The sequence below is a fragment of the Desulfonatronum parangueonense genome (genome assembly GCF_054656975.1).
Genome location: NZ_BAAHXH010000003.1, coordinates 3,757,570 through 3,777,347 on the forward strand (window position 1 = coordinate 3,757,570; position 19,778 = coordinate 3,777,347).

The 19,778-nt window shown below is 54.5% G+C and carries 17 protein-coding genes and 2 tRNA genes; 10 read left to right on the plus strand and 9 right to left on the minus strand.

Annotation, left to right across the window (positions count from 1 at the left end; translation table 11 throughout):
* The first annotated feature begins 114 nt into the window (after positions 1-114).
* From ACYQ15_RS16825 to ACYQ15_RS16835, 3 genes are all read left to right on the plus strand, one after another.
* Positions 115-1,305 carry an anaerobic nitric oxide reductase flavorubredoxin gene (locus ACYQ15_RS16825; protein ID WP_459938660.1) on the plus strand — a complete coding sequence of 397 codons (1,191 nt, stop codon included), beginning with the start codon at positions 115-117 and terminating at the stop codon, positions 1,303-1,305.
* Between the two features lie 17 nt (positions 1,306-1,322).
* Positions 1,323-2,480 carry a baeRF3 domain-containing protein gene (locus ACYQ15_RS16830; RefSeq protein ID WP_459938661.1) on the plus strand — a complete coding sequence of 386 codons (1,158 nt, stop codon included), beginning with the start codon at positions 1,323-1,325 and terminating at the stop codon, positions 2,478-2,480.
* A gap of 99 nt (positions 2,481-2,579) precedes the next feature.
* Positions 2,580-2,708, plus strand: coding sequence for a DUF3096 domain-containing protein (locus ACYQ15_RS16835; RefSeq protein ID WP_459939608.1), 129 nt, complete (start codon positions 2,580-2,582; stop codon positions 2,706-2,708).
* Between the two features lie 564 nt (positions 2,709-3,272).
* Here the strand turns inward: ACYQ15_RS16835 and ACYQ15_RS16840 are convergent.
* The 4 genes from ACYQ15_RS16840 to ACYQ15_RS16855 form a co-directional block, all read right to left on the minus strand.
* Positions 3,273-4,040 (minus strand): purine nucleoside phosphorylase YfiH/LACC1 family protein, encoded by a 768-nt coding sequence (locus ACYQ15_RS16840; RefSeq protein ID WP_459938662.1) that lies wholly within the window; start codon positions 4,038-4,040, stop codon positions 3,273-3,275.
* Entirely contained in the window at positions 4,025-4,600 is a 576-nt protein-coding gene (locus ACYQ15_RS16845) for a 5-formyltetrahydrofolate cyclo-ligase (protein WP_459938663.1), read from the minus strand. The genes ACYQ15_RS16840 and ACYQ15_RS16845 overlap by 16 nt, the downstream gene beginning before the upstream one ends.
* The gene (gene ahcY, locus ACYQ15_RS16850) at positions 4,600-5,907 is read right to left on the minus strand and encodes an adenosylhomocysteinase (protein ID WP_459938664.1); all 1,308 of its coding nucleotides are present in this window, start codon (positions 5,905-5,907) and stop codon (positions 4,600-4,602) included. Before ahcY ends, ACYQ15_RS16845 begins: the two co-directional genes overlap by 1 nt.
* 232 nt (positions 5,908-6,139) lie before the next feature.
* Positions 6,140-6,215: transfer RNA gene (locus ACYQ15_RS16855), tRNA-His, on the minus strand.
* A gap of 558 nt (positions 6,216-6,773) precedes the next feature.
* Between ACYQ15_RS16855 and murA the strand changes: the two genes are divergently transcribed.
* Both murA and ACYQ15_RS16865 read left to right on the plus strand, forming a co-directional pair.
* Positions 6,774-8,027, plus strand: a complete 1,254-nt coding sequence (murA, locus tag ACYQ15_RS16860; protein ID WP_459938665.1) for a UDP-N-acetylglucosamine 1-carboxyvinyltransferase — start codon at positions 6,774-6,776, stop codon at positions 8,025-8,027.
* A 289-nt stretch (positions 8,028-8,316) separates the two neighbouring features.
* Positions 8,317-8,393: transfer RNA gene (locus tag ACYQ15_RS16865), tRNA-Arg, on the plus strand.
* A gap of 126 nt (positions 8,394-8,519) precedes the next feature.
* Here the strand turns inward: ACYQ15_RS16865 and ACYQ15_RS16870 are convergent.
* Together ACYQ15_RS16870 and ACYQ15_RS16875 are read right to left on the minus strand one after the other, a co-directional pair.
* The gene (locus ACYQ15_RS16870) at positions 8,520-9,293 is read right to left on the minus strand and encodes an HD domain-containing protein (RefSeq protein ID WP_459938666.1); all 774 of its coding nucleotides are present in this window, start codon (positions 9,291-9,293) and stop codon (positions 8,520-8,522) included.
* Positions 9,290-9,607 carry a hypothetical protein gene (locus ACYQ15_RS16875; RefSeq protein ID WP_459938667.1) on the minus strand — a complete coding sequence of 106 codons (318 nt, stop codon included), beginning with the start codon at positions 9,605-9,607 and terminating at the stop codon, positions 9,290-9,292. The genes ACYQ15_RS16870 and ACYQ15_RS16875 overlap by 4 nt, the downstream gene beginning before the upstream one ends.
* A gap of 536 nt (positions 9,608-10,143) precedes the next feature.
* Between ACYQ15_RS16875 and ACYQ15_RS16880 the strand changes: the two genes are divergently transcribed.
* Positions 10,144-11,682 carry an FAD-dependent oxidoreductase gene (locus tag ACYQ15_RS16880; RefSeq protein ID WP_459938668.1) on the plus strand — a complete coding sequence of 513 codons (1,539 nt, stop codon included), beginning with the start codon at positions 10,144-10,146 and terminating at the stop codon, positions 11,680-11,682.
* A 36-nt stretch (positions 11,683-11,718) separates the two neighbouring features.
* On the plus strand, positions 11,719-11,949 hold the full coding sequence (locus ACYQ15_RS16885; RefSeq protein ID WP_459938669.1) for a hypothetical protein: 231 nt from the start codon (positions 11,719-11,721) through the stop codon (positions 11,947-11,949).
* 112 nt (positions 11,950-12,061) lie between these two features.
* Here ACYQ15_RS16885 and ACYQ15_RS16890 read toward each other — a convergent pair whose 3' ends face one another.
* Positions 12,062-14,158 (minus strand): GspE/PulE family protein, encoded by a 2,097-nt coding sequence (locus ACYQ15_RS16890; protein ID WP_459938670.1) that lies wholly within the window; start codon positions 14,156-14,158, stop codon positions 12,062-12,064.
* A 4-nt stretch (positions 14,159-14,162) separates the two neighbouring features.
* Positions 14,163-15,221, minus strand: coding sequence for a hypothetical protein (locus tag ACYQ15_RS16895; protein WP_459938671.1), 1,059 nt, complete (start codon positions 15,219-15,221; stop codon positions 14,163-14,165).
* A gap of 672 nt (positions 15,222-15,893) precedes the next feature.
* Here ACYQ15_RS16895 and ACYQ15_RS16900 point away from each other — a divergent pair.
* From ACYQ15_RS16900 to ACYQ15_RS16910, 3 genes are all read left to right on the plus strand, one after another.
* Positions 15,894-16,100 (plus strand): hypothetical protein, encoded by a 207-nt coding sequence (locus ACYQ15_RS16900; RefSeq protein ID WP_459938672.1) that lies wholly within the window; start codon positions 15,894-15,896, stop codon positions 16,098-16,100.
* A gap of 597 nt (positions 16,101-16,697) precedes the next feature.
* Complete coding sequence (locus ACYQ15_RS16905) at positions 16,698-17,246, plus strand: hypothetical protein (RefSeq protein ID WP_459935726.1); 549 nt, start codon at positions 16,698-16,700, stop codon at positions 17,244-17,246.
* A gap of 65 nt (positions 17,247-17,311) precedes the next feature.
* Positions 17,312-19,048 (plus strand): hypothetical protein, encoded by a 1,737-nt coding sequence (locus tag ACYQ15_RS16910; protein ID WP_459936306.1) that lies wholly within the window; start codon positions 17,312-17,314, stop codon positions 19,046-19,048.
* Between the two features lie 23 nt (positions 19,049-19,071).
* Here ACYQ15_RS16910 and ACYQ15_RS16915 read toward each other — a convergent pair whose 3' ends face one another.
* Positions 19,072-19,452, minus strand: a complete 381-nt coding sequence (locus ACYQ15_RS16915; RefSeq protein WP_459938673.1) for a cupin domain-containing protein — start codon at positions 19,450-19,452, stop codon at positions 19,072-19,074.
* Positions 19,453-19,778 lie beyond the last annotated feature (326 nt).

The following is a 19,778-nucleotide window of genomic DNA, read 5'->3' on the forward strand; positions in this document are numbered from 1 at the left end:
ATGAAGGTGACGGCAATGCTTGCGCCTATTGTTTATGGAATTATATCATTGGTAAACAATTCTTTATGAATCATGACCGGACACCCTGGTCATGCAACCAATTGGAGGCCTTGGATGGCTTTTAAAATCAATGACAATGTCACATGGGTCGGAAAGGTCGATTGGGAACTGCGGACGTTTCATGGGCAGGAATACTCTACTCATCGTGGGTCCAGCTACAATTCCTACCTGGTCCGGGATGAAAAAGTCGCTCTCATCGATACGGTATGGGGCAACTTTTCCCATGAATTCCTAGCGGAACTGCAACAGCAAATACCCTTGGAAAAGATCGACTTCGTGATCGCCAATCACGCGGAAACGGATCACAGCGGCGCTTTGCCCGAACTGATGCGTCATATCCCGGATGTGCCCATTTATTGTACCGCAAACGGGGTGAACTCGCTGAAGGGACATTATCACCAGGACTGGAATTTCCAGGTCGTCAAAACCGGCGACAAAGTCAGCCTTGGATCGAAGGAGCTGGTGTTTGTCGAGGCGAGACTGTTGCACTGGCCGGACAACATGATGTGCTACCTGACCGGGGACAACATTCTTTTCAGCAATGACGCCTTCGGGCAGCATCTGGCATCCGAGCGGATGTACAATGATCTGGTGGACCAGGCGGAGTTGTATCAGGAAGCAATCAAGTATTATGCCAACATTCTGACTCCGTTCAGTACGCTGGTAGATAAGAAAATCAAGGAAATCCTGGAGCTGGGGCTTCCTGTAGACATGATCTGCCCCAGCCATGGAGTGATCTGGCGGAAGGATCCCCTGCAGATCGTGCACCAATATCTGAAGTGGGCGAATGCCTATGCAGAGAATCAGGTCACGATAATTTACGATACCATGTGGGACGGAACCCGGAGAATGGCGGAGGCCATAGCCAAGGGAATAGCCGAAGAAAACAGCGATATTGATGTGAAACTCTATAACGTCGGCAAGTCGGACAAGAACGACGTGGTGACGGAAGTTTTCAAATCAAAGGCAATTCTTGTGGGCTCGCCCACCATCAACCAGGGCATCCTTTCGGCCACCGCTGCAATTCTGGAGGAAATCAGAGGGTTGCAGTTCAAGAACAAGAAGGCGGCGGCTTTCGGATGCTTCGGATGGAGCGGGGAATCCCTGAAGATCATATCCGACAGGTTGCGGGAAGGCGGCTTTCATTTGGTCAATGAGGGAATTCGTGCAAAGTGGAATCCCAACAATGAAGCCGTGGAGAATTGCATTCGGTTCGGCAGAGAGTTCGCGTCGAGTCTAACATAACCCAGAGAGAGGTCTGAATGAACAACACATTGGAAAAAGATTACGCCGCTGGTTTGTTTGACAACTGTGAACCACCTTGCCTTTCCCTGTACCAGCCGACATACCGGAATTTTCCGGAGAACAAGCAGGATCCCATCCGGTTCAAGAATCTGGTGAAGAAGCTTGAGGAGTCACTGTTGCGGCAATACCCAAAGGAGGACGTTGGGCCGTTGCTCAAGCAGTTTCGGGAATTGAGCGAGGACCGGGAATTTTGGAATCACACCCTGGACGGATTGGCAGTGCTTGGTTCAAAAGGGTTCTTTCAGGTTTACACCTTCCAGCGTTCGGTTCCCGAATTGGCCGTCGCGGCGGACAACTTCCACACCAAGCCCCTGTGGCGCATTCTGCAATCCGCCGATCGCTATCAGATTCTCGCGGTAAACCGGAAGGAGATGAAGCTGTTCGAAGGCAATCGGGACGCCCTGGATGAGATCATGCCGGCTCCGGGTGTTCCCAAAACGCTGGTGGAGGCATTGGGAGAAGAGTTGACCGATCCTCGGTTGACCGTCTCCTCCTACGGCGGTGTGGGCGTGGGCAAAAATGCCATGCATCACGGTCATGGCGGAAAAAAAGATCAGGTGGACCTTGACGCGGAACGGTTCTTTCGGACCGTGGATCGCGCCGTCATGGAGCACCATTCCCAGCCGTCCGGATTGCCGCTGATTCTGGCCGCGCTTCCGGAGCACCACCACCTGTTTCACGATATCAGCCGCAACCCCTCTCTCCTGCCGGAAGGCATCACCATTCACCCGGATTCCCTTTCATCCCTGGACGAACTGCGCCAACTCGCCTGGGGGCTGGTTGAGCCGAGATACCTGAAAATTTTGGCGGGGTACGTGGATAAATTCGGCTCGGCAAGGGCAGAAGGATTGGGTGAGGACGACCTGTCACAGGTTGCCAAGGCGATTATTGATGGAAGGGTCGGCACGCTGCTGGTGGAGGCTGACCGTGAAATTCCCGGCAGAGTGGATCCGGCCACAGGAGAGGTCGAGCAAGGCGAAATGATGGATCCCAAGGTGGATGATCTGCTCGACGACCTGGGGCAACTTGCTCTGAAAAAAGGCGGAACAGTCGTGGTCGTCCCTGCTGAACGGATGCCGACAAAGACGGGAATAGCAGCGATTTATCGATTTTAGTGAAGAAATTCTGAAGCTGGAGGGACACGGAATGATCAGGTTCCGTGTCCTGTTCCGTTTGATTCCAAAAAATCTGGTGAAGGGTGGGAAATCATGCAAATGAACATTGCGGCCGAACCGATCGTGTCCATCATTGCGGGAATCTTGATTCTTATATTTCCCAGGTTGCTGAATTACATTGTCGCCATTTATTTGATTGTCTTCGGTATTCTCCGGTTGATAGACTGATCTGGATGACGTTGAAGACCATTTGGTGGCTTTGACTTCGTGCTTTTCATGGCCTCTGTGGTGAAAAAGATTTGAAGCGTCAAGAAGTTTTTACCACGAAGAGCACGAAGGACACGAAGGTTAATACTTGCTTGCGCACTGATGTCGTCACAAAAATCTGACCTCAGTTGCGGAGCCATGTCTTGTATTCTCTTGCCCCTTCGTGCTCTTCGTGGCCTATGTGGTGAAAAAAATTTGAAGCGTCAAGAAGTTTTCACCACGAAGAGCACGAAGGACACGAAGGTTAATATTTGCTTGCGCACTGTGTCGTCACAAAAACCTGACCCTCAGTTGCGGAGCCATGTCTTGTATTCTTTTGCCCCTTCGTGCTCTTCGTGGCCTCTGTGGTGAAAAAGATTTGAAGCGTCAAGAAGTTTTCACCACGAAGAGCACGAAGGACACGAAGGTTAATACTTGCTCGCGCACTGATGTCGTCACAAAAATCTGACCTCAGTTGCGGAGCCATGTCTTGTATTCTTTTGCCCCTTCGTGCTCTTCGTGGCCTCTGTGGTGAAAAAAAAAGATTCAATCAGAGTCAGCAGCAGAATCCATCCAGATCAACCCGGCTTGTCGTCCGGTGGTCTTGTCGCGGCGATAGGAGAAAAAGGTTTCCGGCAGACTGGAGGTGCAGAGGTCGATGCTGAATATGCGTTCTTCGAGCAGGCCGGCTTGTAGCAGTTGCTCCTTGGTCAGACGCCACAGGTCGACATTTCGGCTTTGTGGATCATAAAACTTTCTGTAGGTCTCTCCCCACTCCAAATCGAAGTTTACGAATTCGCTGGCGCCTGGGCCAAGGCTCGGGCCCCTCACGGCCAGCACCTCGTGCGGCGGAAAGCCGTAGGTGTCGCAGAAGGTCCGAACGCCTATCTGGGGAAAGTCCTGACGGTTGCCCCGCCAGCCGCAATGCAGGGCCGCTATATGACGTCCGCCGTTATGGGCCAGGAGAATGGGCTGACAATCCGCCGTCTTGATGACCAGGGCCAGATCCGGACGGGAAGTTGCCAGTCCGTCGGCCTGGATCTCGGCACATTGGTCAGAGGACATGGGGTTCGGCTCAACCAGCACCTCTACCCCGTGGACCTGTCGCGCTTCGGCCCAGTGCCGGAAGCCCGCGAGTTCTTGCAAGGCATTGCGGTTATCCAGCACATCATTCCTTGCATCTCCCACCTCCCAGGACAGATTGGCGCCGGAATAGGGGCCTCGGCTCAAGCCACCTCGGCGGGTGGTGAAGACAGCGCGAATTTTCGGCAATCCGGGAAAGGAAAAGGGGATGCAGTCTATGTGCAGGCCCATATCGTTTCTTTGTCCGTGCAAAGGACCTGCACGGATTGATCGTGGGGTTCCCGGGGCAAGTCGTCCAGGACCTGGAAATCATAGGCCATCCCGATGGTCAGCACTTCGACTCCAGTGAGGGCCAAGAGCCGATCATAGTAGCCCCCGCCGAAGCCAAGACGAAATCCTTGGCGGTCAAAAGCCACGCCGGGGGTCAGGATGCAATCGCATATTAACGGATCGACCATGGAGCAACGTCCGGGGTCTGGTTCGGGAATCGAGTAGCTGCCGGGAAGCAGGTCTTCAGGAGAGCGGAACCGGTAAAAATCCATCTCCCCCGGGCAGTCCGGACGGCAACAAGGGGCCAGGGTCTGTACGCCCCGGCCCCAAAGTTCATGAATCAATTCCCAGGTGTCCACTTCGTTTTGAAACGGAAGATAGACCAGGACCGTGCGCATGGCTTCCCAGTTGGGAAGCTCGCGCACGCGTTCCTGAACGGCATGGCTTCGTCGCAGGGCGTCCTCGGCCTGCATGCTGCGTCGCCGCGCCGTCAGCCGGGAGCGGAGAATTCTTTTTGACATCAATACCTGTAGTAATCCGGCTTGTAGGGCCCTTCCAGCGGAACGCCGAGATAATCGGCCTGGGCCTCGGTCAGGGAGGACAGACCGACATTGAGCTTCTTCAGGTGCAAACGGGCCACCTTTTCATCCAGCAGTTTGGGCAACACATAGACCTTGTTCTCGTACTTGCCGGGATTGGTCCATAATTCGATCTGGGCGATGACCTGATTGGTGAACGAGGCGGACATGACGAAGGAGGGATGGCCGGTGGCGCAGCCCAGATTCACCAAGCGGCCCTCGGCCAGCAGAATGATCCGCTTGCCGTCCGGGAAAACGATGTGATCCACCTGGGGCTTGATGTTGACCCAGGCCAGTTCACGAATGCCGGCAACATCGATCTCCAGATCGAAGTGGCCGATGTTGCAGACAATGGCCTGATCCTTCATCGCGTCCATGTGGGCGCGGGTGATGACGTCGCGGCATCCCGTGGCGGTGACGAAGATGTCTCCCATGGGCGCGGCCTCTTCCATGGTGATCACCTGATATCCTTCCATGGCCGCCTGCAGAGCGATGATCGGATCGATCTCCGTGATCACGACTCTGGCTCCGAGGCCACGCATGGCCTGGGCGCAGCCCTTGCCCACGTCCCCGTAACCGGCCACTACCACGACCTTGCCGGCCATCATCACGTCCGTGGCCCGCTTGATGCCGTCAGCCAGAGATTCCCGGCAGCCGTAGAGATTGTCGAACTTGCTCTTGGTCACGGAGTCGTTCACGTTGAAGGCGGGGCATTTCAGAGTACCCGCTTTTTCCATCTGATACAGACGATGCACGCCCGTCGTGGTCTCCTCGGACAACCCTCGCAAGGAAGCCATGGCGTCGGGGTGCTTCTCGTGCATGACCTGGGTCAGGTCCCCGCCGTCGTCCAGCAGCATGTTCGGAACCCAGCCATCCGGTCCCTGGATTGTCTGATCCACGCACCACCAATACTCTTCTTCCGTCTCGCCCTTCCAGGCAAAGACCGGAATCCCGGCCGCGGCAATGGCGGCCGCGGCGTGATCCTGGGTGGAGAAAATGTTGCACGAACTCCAGCGGACTTCCGCCCCAAGATGGATCAGGGTTTCAATCAGCACGGCCGTCTGGATGGTCATGTGCAAGCAGCCGGCAATACGCGCGCCTTTCAGGGGCTGATCAGCGCCGAATTCCTCACGCAGGGCCATCAGGCCAGGCATTTCCGTCTCCGCGATCTCGATTTCCTGACGACCCCATTGGGCCAGGGAAAGATCGCGGACTTTGAAGTCCGTTTTGGTATCGGGAATTCTCGTCATGGGTTGTACTCCTTTTGCTTGGTAATTTTTTTTGGTTCTAGGCGATGGGTGATGGGTAATGGGCTAGAGGCTGTGGGCTATGGGCGATGGGCGATGGGCGATGGGCGATGGACTCGGACTTTTGATGTCAGGTTTGAAAAAAACGGAGGAAAACCTATATCATCCCATGGGTCAAGAGCGAATAAAGCAAAAAAGGGGTCAACCCGTGTTTGGATTGACCCCTGGAAATACATGGGGTGGATGACGCGACTTGAACGCGCGGCCGCCTGGGCCACAACCAGGTGCTCTACCTACTGAGCTACACCCACCGTGTAAAGGAAGTATCATTAAACCATACGCCATGTTCTCGTCAAGATGCAGGCCGAATTAAAATGTCCGTCATAATGACGTGACAATTCTCCCTTCTGCTCATACCATCCCCCTCCTCAATTGAATCGAAATCGAAATCGAAATCGAAATCGAAATCGAAATCGAAATCGAAATCGAAATCGAAATCGAAATCGAAATCGAAATCATGTGGAGCTTTATCTCGCGGCAACCTTGGGCACCCGAAATGGGAGCCTCTACAGGTCCCATTTCGGGCAAGGGGATGTAACCTCCACCACTTCCCACGATCCCTTGCATCTGTAGGGGCGTACTCTTGAGGCCGCCCTGAGGTGGACGCAAGGGCTTAGACTTTTCGTGTTTGAAATCCGGGATTGCATTATTACGAGGAGAAGCAATTGTCCGGAGTATTGAGCAGGAAGACAGAATATTCGATTGCGATTGCGATTGCGATTGCGATTGCGAACAGGAGAACAGTAAAACCCTTGAGTACGATTATTTTGCGCAGAGTATGATGAGATTCGAAATTTTGGAGGAAGTTAATGGATAAGCTGGTAATAGAGGGCAATGTTCCTCTTCGGGGGCGGTTGCGGGTGAGTGGGTCGAAGAATGCGGCTTTGCCCATTCTGTTGGCCTGCATTTTGGCCGAGGGGCCGGTGCGTTTGCGGAACGTGCCGAAACTGCGAGACATATCCACCACTCTTGAACTGTTGCGGCTGCTGGGTTGCGAGGCAGAACAGGACGGCAATGCGGTGGAAACCTGTGTCGGCGCGAACCTGACACCTGAAGCGCCCTATGATCTGGTCCGCACCATGCGCGCATCCGTATTGTGCCTGGGGCCGCTCCTGGCCCGGCTGGGCAAGGCGGTGGTGGCCCTGCCCGGGGGATGCGCCATCGGCTCGCGGCCGGTGGATCTGCATCTGCGGGGCCTGGAGCGGATGGGGGCGCAGTTTGATCTGGAGGCCGGAAACATCATCGGACGATGTGATCGTCTTAAAGGCGCTCATATTCATTTCGATTTCCCCACCGTGGGCGGGACCGAGAATCTGCTCATGGCGGCCAGCCTAGCGGAAGGAGAAACGATCCTGGAAAATGCGGCCCGGGAACCGGAAGTGGTCAATCTGGCCGATTTCCTGAACGCCTGCGGAGCCCGGATCCAGGGTCAGGGCACGAGCATCATCCGCATTCAGGGCGTTGAACGCCTGACAGGCGCCGAATTTCAAATCATGCCCGACCGGATCGAAGCCGGCACCTATCTGGTCGCCGCGGTGATCACCGATGGAGAGCTGTACCTGGAAAATTGCTCCATGAACGACCTGGATGCCGTGGTCTACAAGTTGCGGGAAATGGGGGTCTGGATTCAGGAAGGCAAGAGCGGGGTGCTGGCCAAACGCGGCGCAAAGCTGGTGGGAGTGGATTTGATGACCCAGCCGTTTCCAGGATTCCCCACGGACATGCAGGCCCAGGTCATGGCCTTGATGGGGCTGGCCGCCGGTTCCGGCGTGATCAAGGAAACCATCTTCGAGAACCGGTTCATGCACGTCCAAGAGCTGGTGCGCATGGGAGCGCAGATCAAGGTCTCCGGCCAGAACGCCATGATTCGCGGCGTAGATCATTATAACGGCGCGCCCGTGATGGCCTCGGATCTGCGGGCCAGTGCCTCCCTGGTCCTGGCCGGGTTGGCGGCCAGGGGAACCACCGAAGTGCGACGTATCTATCATCTGGACCGGGGATATGAAGAACTGGAGTCCAAATTGTCCCAGGTGGGTGCCCGAATCCGTCGCGAGGCCCAGTAGGGGCAGAAGTCAGGGGTCAGTTGTCAGAAGTCGGATGTCATAGATCATGAGATAAGAACGTTCGAGCTTTACTTGGGAGCGCCGCACCCCAGTGCGGCCCGCGGTGAAGCGCGGAACATCCTGAATGACGCGAAAATCCGCAACTTGCCGCACTGGAGTGCGGCGCTCCCAATGGCAACCTGTATTCCGTGGCATGAAACTTTTGAACATGACTCGACCCAGTCTGGAAAGGATCCGGAAAACATCGACTTGACGCGAACGTACTTCGGGGTTTAGGAATTCAGATTCCGCTCCCGTAGCTCAGGTGGATAGAGCGATCGCCTCCTAAGCGATAGGCCGCAGGTTCGAATCCTACCGGGAGCACCAGATATAAATAAAAAAACCACTGCCTTTGGCAGTGGTTTTTTTATTTATCGGTTTTGTTCTCACCAATTCAAAATGTTCCCTGATGAGTTTTAGCGCCTTGAGTAACCAAAGGGAAGTGGCGGTTCATTACTTCTCGATCCGGGCAAGCACTGTGTCCCGGACTTGCCGGATCCGGGGCGTGTCCGGGAGGTTGGATAGAAGTTCGTCCAGATAGCCGCGCTGAACAACGGCTTTTTTCGTTGCGGAGAAATTAAGGTCGTAAACCCAACTGCAGAGCAGCAGCCTGAAGTCGTTGAAGGTCCGCATTCGGGAATACTCTCCCAGTTCCCCAGCCAGGATCTGCCGGACAATCTCCTCGCTGTACGTGTCCGGCTCATCGCGCAATTCCAGGGTGACGACAGGGTTTTTGGCGGCATCCGGGCGCAGATGCTGAAGCATGACCTTGTAGATGTCCAACTTGTCCGCGTCCCGGACAACCCTGGCCGGAACGGCTGCCCATTCTGGCAATCCGGTCGGCAGGAACCGCTTGTTGTGCAAAATGATCGCGGTACGTACGGCCTTTTGTTTCTGATCGCTTAGGCCGTTCAGAAAGCCATGTCTTTTCAAGACACATACACCCAGGCGCCCATGATCCACGGATTTGCGATCGTCAAAGGTCTTGTGGGCGTGATACTGCGGAAATCTGCCGACATCGTGAAAAAGCGCCGCCCACATTGTGGACTGGAGGACATCCGGTTCCAGCTTTTCTTCTGTTGCGATGGATTCCGCTTCCTGAAAAACCCGCAGGCAATGGTCCAGCTTCAGGGCCATGTTCGCTCGTTCCGACGGTTTTTCGGGAAAATGTCCGCGGGCAAAGCGCTCCAGTTCCAGGACTCCGCGTTCCAGCTCTGTTGTGGTCATGGCCGCAACAACTGCTTGATCCGCTCGAACTCCACTGTATCGATACGTCCCTCCTCCATCCGTTTGCGCAGCAGTTCCATTGCCAGGTCGGCCTTCTGTTCCTCGGACATTTCAGGCTCCTCACGCATCGGCCCTCCCGGACCGAACAGGTAGCGCAACATATACATCATCAAGGCCAGAATCAGGCCGATGAAGATAAACTTCGTCAACATATTCAGCCAGCTGCCGACGATCGTTGGTCCAAAAGGCCAGTGCGTCCATTCCGACGGCCCCTGTGCCGTGAACATCAATTCAAAGACGGACAATAATTCCATTGTTATCTCTCCTGATTTTTCCTGATTATCGGTTTAAAAATGATTCCCCCGGCTCAACCTGGCGTTCAACATGTTAGACCCAGCCTGGGACCCTGTGTTGCCGCGCCCATCAGGGCGTGCCACAAGGGGCAACTATTTACCTCTTAGTGATTTACTGCTTCAAGCCCTTTCGCAAAAAACAAGAAATTGTTATCAACATCCGTTCCATTATCCGTTATCAGGAAAATCCAGATAACAAATAACTGGTAACCGGGTTGCGGGCAAAGCCCGCTGAGAGGTTGAAGTTTTTTTCTGTCATCAGTGTGATCTGTGGGCAAAAAATCATGAATTGTCATGATTTCGGGTCTTCAGTATCGTCCTCCCGGTGTATCTGCCTCGTGCTAACGCAAATTAGCCATTACCCATCATGAGGAGTTGCCATGGCTTTCTGGAACAAAAAATCCTCCGACCACGATGCTCGCGAAAGCACAGAATCCCCACAGAAATGGCTCCTTCCAGAGAAAAGCCGTATATACCTTGAAGACCTCTTTCGGGTAATGACTCGGGATGTAAGTCTTTTTGTCTTCACCAAAGAGGGGGAGAACGAGCCCTATAACCGGTTCTGCATGGATTTTGTGAAGGACTTGACCCGGATCAGCCCGAAAATCAAGGCGACGTTCGCTTCCATGGACTCCAAAGAGGCCGAGAATTACTCCGTACACCGCTCGCCGACCATCCTCATACAGCCGGAGAGCTATCGCATCCGCTTTACCGGAGCGCCCGCCGGGGAAGAAGGCAAGTCATTAATCGAATGCATCCTGCTGGTTTCACGCCAGGAAAGCGGACTCTCGAAGACATCCATAAACGTGTTGGCGCAGATTGACGAGCCCCGAGATATCCAGGTTTTCGTCAATCCCGTCTGCCCCTACTGTCCGCAGCAGGTGATGCATGCCTTTCGCGCGGCCATCGAGCGCCCGGATCTGATCTCCGCGGAATGTGTGGAAACCGGCGAGAACCAGGATTTGGCCCAGAGATACAACATCGGCGCCGTTCCCCACACGTTGATCAATGCCGTACACAACATCATCGGCCTGGTTCCGGAAGAGCATTTCACGGCCGAGGTGTTGACGCTCCAGCCGGTGGCCCAGTCCTCCGCGCCCCCGGCTTCGGGTCTCTCCGGTCAGGAAGCCGTGGAGGTGGACCTGCTGATCGTGGGCGGCGGTCCGGCTGGGCTCAGCGCGGCGGTTTACGCGGCGCGCAGCGGACTGAATACGCTGATCCTGGAGGGCAAGACCGTGGGCGGACAGATCGTGATTACGCCGGTGGTGGAAAATTATCCCGCGTTCACCTCCATTTCCGGTATTAAGCTGGTGGAAATGATGTCCGAGCAGGCCCGGCAGTATGTCCAGATCCTCCAGGGCGTGCCTGTTCGCGAGGCCAAGATCGGCAGGCGCGTGGAAGCCCTGACGGATCGGGGGCTGTTCCGGGCCAGGGCCATGCTTCTGGCCACCGGGGCTACGTGGCGCAAACTGGGTGTGCCGGGAGAGGACAGGTTTTTCGGTCATGGCGTGAACTACTGTGCCACCTGTGACGGCTATCTGTACAGGGACCGGAACGTCCTTGTGGTCGGGGGTGGCAACACGGCCCTTACCGATGCCCTGTACCTGAAGAACCTTGGCGCTTCCGTGGCGGTAATCCATCGCCGCGACGCCTTTCGGGGCGAGCAGCATCTGGTGGACGCATTGGACCGCGAGCACATCCCGATCTACTGGAACACCGTGGTGGAGGAGATCCTGGGCGAAGAGGCGGTGCGGGCGGTGCGGATTCGCGACGTGCGCAGCGGGGAGCAGCGAGAAGTTCCGACGGACGGCGTGTTCGTGGCCATTAGCGAGACGGCCAATGCGGATCTGGCCAGGGATCTCGGCCTCCAACTGAACGAGGACGGCAGCATTTTCGTGGACCACCGGATGCGCACCAGCCACCCCCGCATCTATGCAGCAGGAGACGTCACGGGCGGCGTTCGCCAGATCGTCACGGCCGTGGGCCAGGGCTCCGTGGCAGCCTTGAGCATATTTGAAGATTTGTCGAGGGAGTGAGGTTGTTGTCTGTTATCAGTTATCGGTTAATAGTTAATGGTGCTGGTTGTAATGGTTGTAATGGTTGTAATGGTTGTAATGGTTGTAATGGTTGTAATGGTTGTAATGGTTGTAATGGTTGTAATGGTTGTAATGGTTGTAATGGTTGTAATGGTTGTAATGGTTGTAATGGTTGTAATGGTTGTAATGGTTGTAATGGTTGTAATGGTTGTAATGGTTGTAATGGTTGTAATGGTTGTCTGTTTTATTGTCAGTGTAGTTTGTTGATGCTGCCATGATCCCTCGGCATGCTATGAGTTCAGCTGCCCAACCTTGCCCTCTCCTGTCGATGATAAAAAAACCAGATAACCAATAACAAATAACAAATAACAGCCAATCGTCACCACCCACTCACCGAACGGACCTGGGACATGTCGGTCACGCCCTGCAGCACTTTGAGCAGGGCGTCCTGTTTCAGGGACAGCATGCCGTCGGCCACGGCCTGATCCCGGATTTCCTCAGTATGGCCGCGGCGCTTGATCAGGTTCTTGATCCGCGTCGAACTGGCCATCAGTTCATGAACGCCAATCCGGCCGCGGTACCCATGGTTGCACTGGCCGCATCCCTTGGGCCGGTACAGGGAAATTTCCCTGGACATGGGAATGTACTGGTCAAATCCCGGCCCGAATTCCTTTTGCAGATCGTCCACTTCCTGCCTGGCGGGCCGATAGGCTTCCTTGCAGTGGGTGCACAGGGTTTTGATCAGCCGCTGGGCCACGACGCAGAGCAGGGAGTCCGCGAAGTTGAACGGATCCAGGTCCATGTCCAGCAGGCGGGTGATGGTTTCGGGCGCGGAATTGGTGTGCAGGGTGGAGAAAACCAGGTGACCCGTCAGGGAGGCCTGGACTCCGATATGCGCGGTTTCCGCGTCTCGCATCTCACCGATCATGATCACATCCGGGTCAGCCCGTAGAAAGGATCGCAAGGTGGTCGCGAAATCCAGGCCGATCTTGGGATTGATCTGGACCTGACGCAGGCCTTCCTGAGTGATTTCCACCGGATCCTCGGCAGTCCAGATCTTGCGCTCCGGGGTGTTGATGTAGCTGATGGCCGAATGCAGCGAGGTGGTCTTGCCGGAACCCGTGGGGCCGACCACGACGATCAGCCCGTAGGGCCGATAGACGGCGTTCTTGAACTTGGCGAGGTTGTCGTCGGACATGCCCAGCTTTTCCAGGGGCAGAGGCTTGCCCGAGGCCAGCAGGCGCAGGACCACGTCCTCATGGTTTTCAATGGTCGGCAGGATGGCCACCCGGAATTCGACGATCTTGCCCAATTCGGGCAGGCGCATCTTGATCTTGCCGTCCTGAGGCAGACGGCGCTCCGCGATGTTCAGGTGGGCCATGATCTTGATCCGGGAAATGAGCGGCTTGGCCATGCCGGCGCGAATTTTGCGAAACTCATGGCAAGTGCCGTCGATCCGAAACCGTACCGAGCAGAACCGGTTGCGCGGGTCGGGTTCGATATGGATGTCCGAGGCATTGCGCCGCCAAGCCTCCACCAGCAGGGCGTTCACGAGCCGCACGACCTCGGAATCCGTGACTCCGGTCTCCAGGTCAAGGTCCGATTCTACCTCCTCATCGACCCGGGCTTCCACCGAATCTCCGAGTTCCATCAGTTCCTCGGAGCCCAGGCGGCGGTAGAACAGCTCGATGAACCCATGGATGTCCGAAATCAGGGCAACCTTCGGCTCGATCCGGCTGGTTCCGAATATGAAGCGGATTTCATCCAGTCGGGCATGATCGAAGGGGTTGGCCATCAGCACCGTAATGGTGTTCCCGTCCACAGCCAGGGGTGTCCATCCGGAGCGTTTCAGATACTCCGGGTCCAGCTTGCGCTTTTCCAGGAGTTCAAACGGGGCATCCATATTCGGATCGAAATCCACAAAGGGCACTTCATAGAACATGGCCAGGGATTCGCCCAAGTCCTGCTTGCTGATCTTGGCTTCACGCAGGAGCAACTGGTCCAGGTCTTCGTTGTTCTGTTTGGCGGACTGTGTCAGCTCGGCAAGCTGCTGCTCGGCCAGGGCCCCGGACGAGATCAGCAGGCTGTAGCGATGCTGGGGGCGGGTTTCCTTGTGACCTATGGCCTTGAGTCTCTCAGCCAAACCCGGGTGGTTCGGGTTCAGGCGGTGGGCCTGCCAAAAGGCCTGCTTGGCCTGGACCAGATCCTTGGCCTGGAACAGGGACTGGCCGAGCTGATAGTACAATGCCGCCTGTTCGTTCACGCTCAGGGATGATTCCATCAAGGCCTTGGCCAGGAAGTCGGCCATTTCCCGGTGCTGGCCCAGCGCCCGCAGGGACTGAATCAGCAGGGTGATCACGGCAAAGGTTCTCTTGCCGCTGCGATAGTCGTCGAGAAGTGAATGGGCGGCTTCCTGAAATCTTCCCTGCCGGAAGAGCGCTTCCCCTTGAAGGTTGGTTGATGGCGCAGTCGTCATTGGTTCATTGAGGTAAAGATTGCGTCAAGCCTGGTTCCTTGACCGCGAGACGGGTTTGAGCCGAGTCGTCCTGTCCGGCGACAAGGACATCCGCGATAATTTCCGAAGTCATCACGATGCTCGAATAATCGGCGGCAGCGACAGGAACCTGGCCGTCGAGCCGGATAATCCAGTCCCACAACACGTTGGCGGCCTGGGTCAAATGGTTCGGTTCAAACTCGGGGACGACAGTCAGTGGGCGAACTCGCGGTTCCAGTGGAATCCGGATGTGGGAATTGCGGCAGACGGATTCGTTCCATTCGGTGATCTGCCGGCTGAAGCGGGTCAGCAGCAACCGAAGGTGCTCCTGATCGATCTCCGGAGCGATCAGGCAGTAGCGACCCCAGTCCAGCCTGCCCAGCCGGTCATAGCTGCGCAGCCTGTTGCGGATCTGGGCGGAAAGATCCCGCTCCATCCATTGGGCCATCATCAATCCGTGGTTGAGATGAACGCTTTCCAGGCCGTGCAACTCAAATACGGCCAGGGAAAAGCAGCTGCGCTTGCGGAAAGCCTTGTTCAATTCTTCATGGAGTGCCCGCTTCAGGCCCGAAGAGGTTAAAATGCCGGCGAAAATGTTCATCTGGTGCACGGTGGTGTTCTGTTTTTGATGAAGCAGATGTTTCTGGGCCTTCCGGACCCGCCAGCAAAGTTCTCCGGGAAAATACGGCCGCAGCAGGTAATCGTCGATGGAATTGTCATCAGCAGGAAATCTGGCGAAATCTTCCCCCGAGCCGATCATTATGATCTGAAGATGCTGATTCTGAAAGCGGTTGCGGTGCCGCAGGAGGTGCACAAAATCGAAGCCGCCGATATCCGTGGCCTCCACCTGGACAAGAACAATTCTTAAGTTCCTGTGATCCTCCAACAGGCTCAACGCCCTCAGGTGGCTCGTCGCGGTGAAGATCTTGAAACCGCTCCTTCGCAGTTCCAGTTCCATTGATCTCCCCAGATCAATATCCGATTCAATCAGGAGGATGGAGACGTTCAGATCTTCCGGCTCTTCCTCGTTGCACCACGTTTCCATAACCGACCTCAGTTTATTGAGCCTTTGAAGATAATCGACATTCGCTGAAGCTTCCATTGCATCCATTGCAATTATCGCCGGAAATGAGGAAATGCAACCAAATTGACTTGCACCATTCTTGCAATTATTGCGACTCATCCGGCGGGAGCATGGTTAAAAAAGGAAACGACTCAGCACTTTCAGGGTAAGGCTGGAGGTTCCGGATTGTCTCGATTTTGCGGCATTGCCTGTCTGACTGAGCCAGGATTGTTCACTCGAACCATTGCCGAACGCCCGAAGCTCCGGATAAAGGTTAATTTGAGCAATGGTTCGATGTCACGAAGCCGGAGAAGGAGTTGGGATGTAGCAATTCGAGATAATCCGGAACGCAGCTGAATGGTTACAAAAAAATGTGACTACTCAGCAGAACCAGAAAATGACCTGGATATCGGCCTTCGCCGGCATGACTAACGAAGAAACGGCTTGCTCCGATTCGTCATTCCGGCGAAAGCCGGAATCCAGTGCTGAAGAATGGTTATGCACAGTATGTGCTGAGTAGTTATAAAAAAACAATGAACCGCCCGCTTCCCTCAAGCCACCCAAGCGGATGGTTCAAAGGATTACTTTGGTAACTTTCAGCTGTGTCGGCGCAATGGCCGATAACGAAGAAAAAATCTAAAGAGGAGAGTAAACATGTCGTGGGTAGCTGTCAGGCGTTTCAAGGTTGGAGATCCGGATATTGCCCGGACGAAAAAGCACTGGGAAGATGTGGCCGAGGATCTGGGCCTGCTCGCCGAATCCAATGTTTTGCTGGAGGAAGGAGAGGAAGAGGTCAAGCTGTATGTCAGCGAAACAGTGAACGAGTTTTTCAAGGGCCAACCGGGATCTCAGTACTCCTGAGTATTTGGGCAGCTTTGTCCGATCAATCTGCCGCCGCGCAACCGATTTGCATTGGCGCGACCCGGAACGTCTTGTCGGGTCGCGTCAATGCATCAGCAACTCTGGTGTTGATGGAAAACCAGGAATTCCAGGCCCTCCCGACAAAGCAGGGAGGTTTCCTCAGGAAATGATCTTGGTTGATCACAAAAAAATGCTATGATTACAATATACGGTTGGATCGTTAAATTTCAGTATGTTAGGCGGCAAGCTGTGCTATACTTTCTCATCTTATTGTTTAGTGATTCACCAAAGCGCGAGCGGCGACCTTTTTAATAATTTGCAAACAATTATTTAAAATCAATGATGATTTAATTGGTTTTTGAGGTGGGGGCAATTCGATCGTGATCCAGCTTGTTGGCTTGAAATTTGACAAAGTATTGCATGATGCTATCCCTCTCGCTACGATATGCAATACTTTACCAGGAGGCCAACATGTCTTCTTGTCTATCGCCAGATCAAAAGCTTGCCCCTCCCTTCTCGGAACAACCATGCTGGCAAATCGAACCCCTTGCAACTCGACTCAACTACTCAGTTCCCTCTACACGGCGTTTTTTGAGCGTGGTTGGATACCACAGAAGCTTTTCCCACAATGGCAAATGGTACACTCTGAAAAGCATTCCCAAGTTCGGCCACGACGGGTTATGGTTTTCGGACGACATCGGCTTTTCCAGGGTAGGCAATCTCAACAAAACCCTTGTCAGGCTGGTCAATCGCAGCCCCAAGGGAATTACTGCCGAGGCCTTGGGAGAAATACTGCGTTGTCGATGTCATTCGGTGCTTGTCCAGTTGTGCAGGCAGGGGCGGTTGCAGCGGGACAAAATTGGACGTTCTTTCGTCTATTTTTCCCAGGATATGACCACTGCCGACAAGCAACGCCAATCCGCGGCAAATCGGGCCATGCCATCGGAATTGCTTCCTGCCGAGATCGCGGTTTTCGTCTTGGCGGAATTCATCCGGTCCCCCAATCTCAGCTTCGAGGAACTGGCAATGCATATAAAGCGCACAAGGCATGTGAGCATCAAAGCAGCCCAGATCGAAAAGCTGTTTGCGCAGCACGGGTTAAAAAAAACTCCAGAAACTACGGCCCGCAAGCAATCGAGGCGTTGAAACGATGTCAGGCGCTTCTGCAACGGGAAATATCCCCGGCGGCATTATTCCCAAAACCGCCAGTGGTGTCTTTTGTTCCGGAGCAGGAAAACTGCACATGCACCCATCCGCGACTTGTCCAGAAAACGCGCAGAAAAGTTGTTTACAGCATGGCCGGACCATTCATCGCACATGAAACCGTACTTAACTGCCCTCAATGCTCACGAGCCATGGGCTCCGAAACGCTGCTCCGAATGGTGCCGACTCGATGCAACGTGGCCTATGACGTCTTGGTCTTTGTCGGCCAGGCTCTGTTCAGAAACTTCCGCACACTCGACGAAGTGCAAACTGAACTGAAAATGCGCAACACGCACATCAGCCTCTCAGAGATCGACTACCTGGGCCGCAAGTTCATCAAGTATCTGGCCCTTGCTCATGCCCAAGCCGCGCCCTGCATCCGCCAGAAAATGCGGATGGCCGGCGGATATGTCCTCCACCTGGACGCCGCCCATGAAGGAGATGCGCCAACCTTGTTCAGCGGCCTGGACAGTCTGAGTCAATTTGTTCTGGGCAACATCAAAGCACCCAGCGAAAACGCCGTCCACATCAAACCGTTCCTGAAGAACATTCAAGACACGTATGGTACGCCGGTTGCCTGCGTCCATGACATGGGCACCGGCATTTGCAAGGCGGTCAACGAAACCTTCCCCGGCATTGCCGACTTCATCTGCCATTTCCACTTTCTGCGTGATGCCGGCAAAGACTTCCTGGAACCGGCATACTCGCGATTGAGAAACCGCCTGAAATCATTTGCAGCGACTACCAACCTGCGAGCACTCATTCGGCAAATACGGCAATCGCTGGGGCAAAGCCCTGATTTACCCTTGCTGGTTGATGCAGTGAATACAAAAACTCCGCCCCATAATGTCGAAATGCTGCCGTCTTTGTCCGCGTATTCTCTGGCGCTATGGGCCTTGCAGGGCAAAAACAACGGCAACGGATATGGCTTTCCCTTTGATCGTCCGTTGCTGGAGTTTACTGAGCGAATGCTTGAATTAGACCGGTATTTGCCCAGGCTCCTTGAACACCCCTGCGGCCTTGAAGATAACCACAAACCTCTGCGCGTCTTGGCAAAAAAGATATCCAACATCGCCAATGATCCCGAATTGGTCCAGGCAACGACAGAACTGCGATGGCGCGTCGAAGTGTTTGACGATCTGCGCAACGCCATGCGCATTGCCACGCCGGACGAAAATAACGGCCTCAACGATGACGGTTCGTCTGAAGCCATGTCAACCATCCGCCAGGGTGTTGAAAAGTTCCGACATAGGCTCCAAAAGGAAAGCCGTTTGGCTGATGACCAGCTTTGCCTCAAAATGGAGCAACAAATTGATAAATACGGTAAAAAGCTCTTTGCCGACCCCATTATGGTAGCCAGTCCGCAAGGCTTTGTCACAATCTACCCTCAGCGGACCAATAACATTCTCGAACGCTTATTCCGCGGCCTGAGAAGAGGCCATCGCCGCAAAACCGGCAACAATTCCATGCGAAGAACACTACAGGCGATGATCGCCGATACTCCGCTTGTCAAAAACCTGGACAATCCCGCATACATGGAAGTGCTTCTCAACGGAAAAGACAGCCTGGAGGAACTCTTTGCCAGTATCAGGTACGAGGACGAAAAGGACAGCAACAGTTCAAACGGAGACACCGACCGGATACTCCCTGGTGGGCGTGCAATCATCAAAAAGCAAGGGTTACCACAACAGATCCTCGAGTTGTTCATGAAAACGAAATCAGCTCAAGACAGTCAATCCAACTGAATTTTGTAACCATAGAAAAAATGCTACAGCAACGGCGGGCTATGGTGGATGAACAGCCGTAACGGTTCATTGCCCGTATTGCGCACCCCATGTTCCACACCGGTCGGAGCAAAAAGGTGATCCCCCGTCCCAAAGACCCGCCATTCCCCATTGAAATACGCCTCGCCCATGCCGGAGAGCACGAAGATGGAATCCAGTTGCGGATCATGGATGTGTATCGGGATTTCCACTCCCGGATCAATTTCCAATTGCGAAACACTTACCCTGTCTGAATCCGCCCCCCGGACCAAAACGGCGATCTTTACCCCGGAAAACTTTGGATGATCAACAAATTCCCTGGTCCGTCCAACCGAAAACAATCCCTGGCTCGCTTCCTGATGATGGTCTTGTGTCTGTGCGCTCATCCTGCATCCTCCCTTAATGTTTCCGTAATCACCAACGTCTGCCGCAACTATAGGCACATCCCGAGTTTGGTCATTCACCTGCACTGGATTCCGGTTTGCCGGAATGACTTGTCACAGCAAGGCGTTTCCACATCAGCCATCCCGGGGAACGCCGTGGCTATGCTACCCAGGCCCATTTTTCTCGAATTTTGCTGATGGATGCCGTCAGCCTAACTTCATTTTTTTGATTCATGCCTGGGCGATCGAATAGCAAAAAGCGGCGTCGGACATGATGGAGTCGGTAAATGGTCAAGAAGCGGAAGTATCGTACAGCAATCCCTTGAGAT

What these genes read in the sequence shown, in the direction of transcription:
- ACYQ15_RS16825 (WP_459938660.1), top strand. Translation starts at nt 115, where the DNA reads ATGGCTTTTAAAATCAATGACAATGTCACATGGGTCGGAAAGGTCGAT.
- ACYQ15_RS16830 (WP_459938661.1), top strand. Translation starts at nt 1,323, where the DNA reads ATGAACAACACATTGGAAAAAGATTACGCCGCTGGTTTGTTTGACAAC.
- ACYQ15_RS16835 (WP_459939608.1), top strand. Translation starts at nt 2,580, where the DNA reads ATGAACATTGCGGCCGAACCGATCGTGTCCATCATTGCGGGAATCTTG.
- ACYQ15_RS16840 (WP_459938662.1), bottom strand. Translation starts at nt 4,040, where the DNA reads ATGGGCCTGCACATAGACTGCATCCCCTTTTCCTTTCCCGGATTGCCG.
- ACYQ15_RS16845 (WP_459938663.1), bottom strand. Translation starts at nt 4,600, where the DNA reads ATGTCAAAAAGAATTCTCCGCTCCCGGCTGACGGCGCGGCGACGCAGC.
- ahcY (WP_459938664.1), bottom strand. Translation starts at nt 5,907, where the DNA reads ATGACGAGAATTCCCGATACCAAAACGGACTTCAAAGTCCGCGATCTT.
- murA (WP_459938665.1), top strand. Translation starts at nt 6,774, where the DNA reads ATGGATAAGCTGGTAATAGAGGGCAATGTTCCTCTTCGGGGGCGGTTG.
- ACYQ15_RS16870 (WP_459938666.1), bottom strand. Translation starts at nt 9,293, where the DNA reads ATGACCACAACAGAGCTGGAACGCGGAGTCCTGGAACTGGAGCGCTTT.
- ACYQ15_RS16875 (WP_459938667.1), bottom strand. Translation starts at nt 9,607, where the DNA reads ATGGAATTATTGTCCGTCTTTGAATTGATGTTCACGGCACAGGGGCCG.
- ACYQ15_RS16880 (WP_459938668.1), top strand. Translation starts at nt 10,144, where the DNA reads ATGACTCGGGATGTAAGTCTTTTTGTCTTCACCAAAGAGGGGGAGAAC.
- ACYQ15_RS16885 (WP_459938669.1), top strand. Translation starts at nt 11,719, where the DNA reads ATGGTGCTGGTTGTAATGGTTGTAATGGTTGTAATGGTTGTAATGGTT.
- ACYQ15_RS16890 (WP_459938670.1), bottom strand. Translation starts at nt 14,158, where the DNA reads ATGACGACTGCGCCATCAACCAACCTTCAAGGGGAAGCGCTCTTCCGG.
- ACYQ15_RS16895 (WP_459938671.1), bottom strand. Translation starts at nt 15,221, where the DNA reads ATGGAAACGTGGTGCAACGAGGAAGAGCCGGAAGATCTGAACGTCTCC.
- ACYQ15_RS16900 (WP_459938672.1), top strand. Translation starts at nt 15,894, where the DNA reads ATGTCGTGGGTAGCTGTCAGGCGTTTCAAGGTTGGAGATCCGGATATT.
- ACYQ15_RS16915 (WP_459938673.1), bottom strand. Translation starts at nt 19,452, where the DNA reads ATGAGCGCACAGACACAAGACCATCATCAGGAAGCGAGCCAGGGATTG.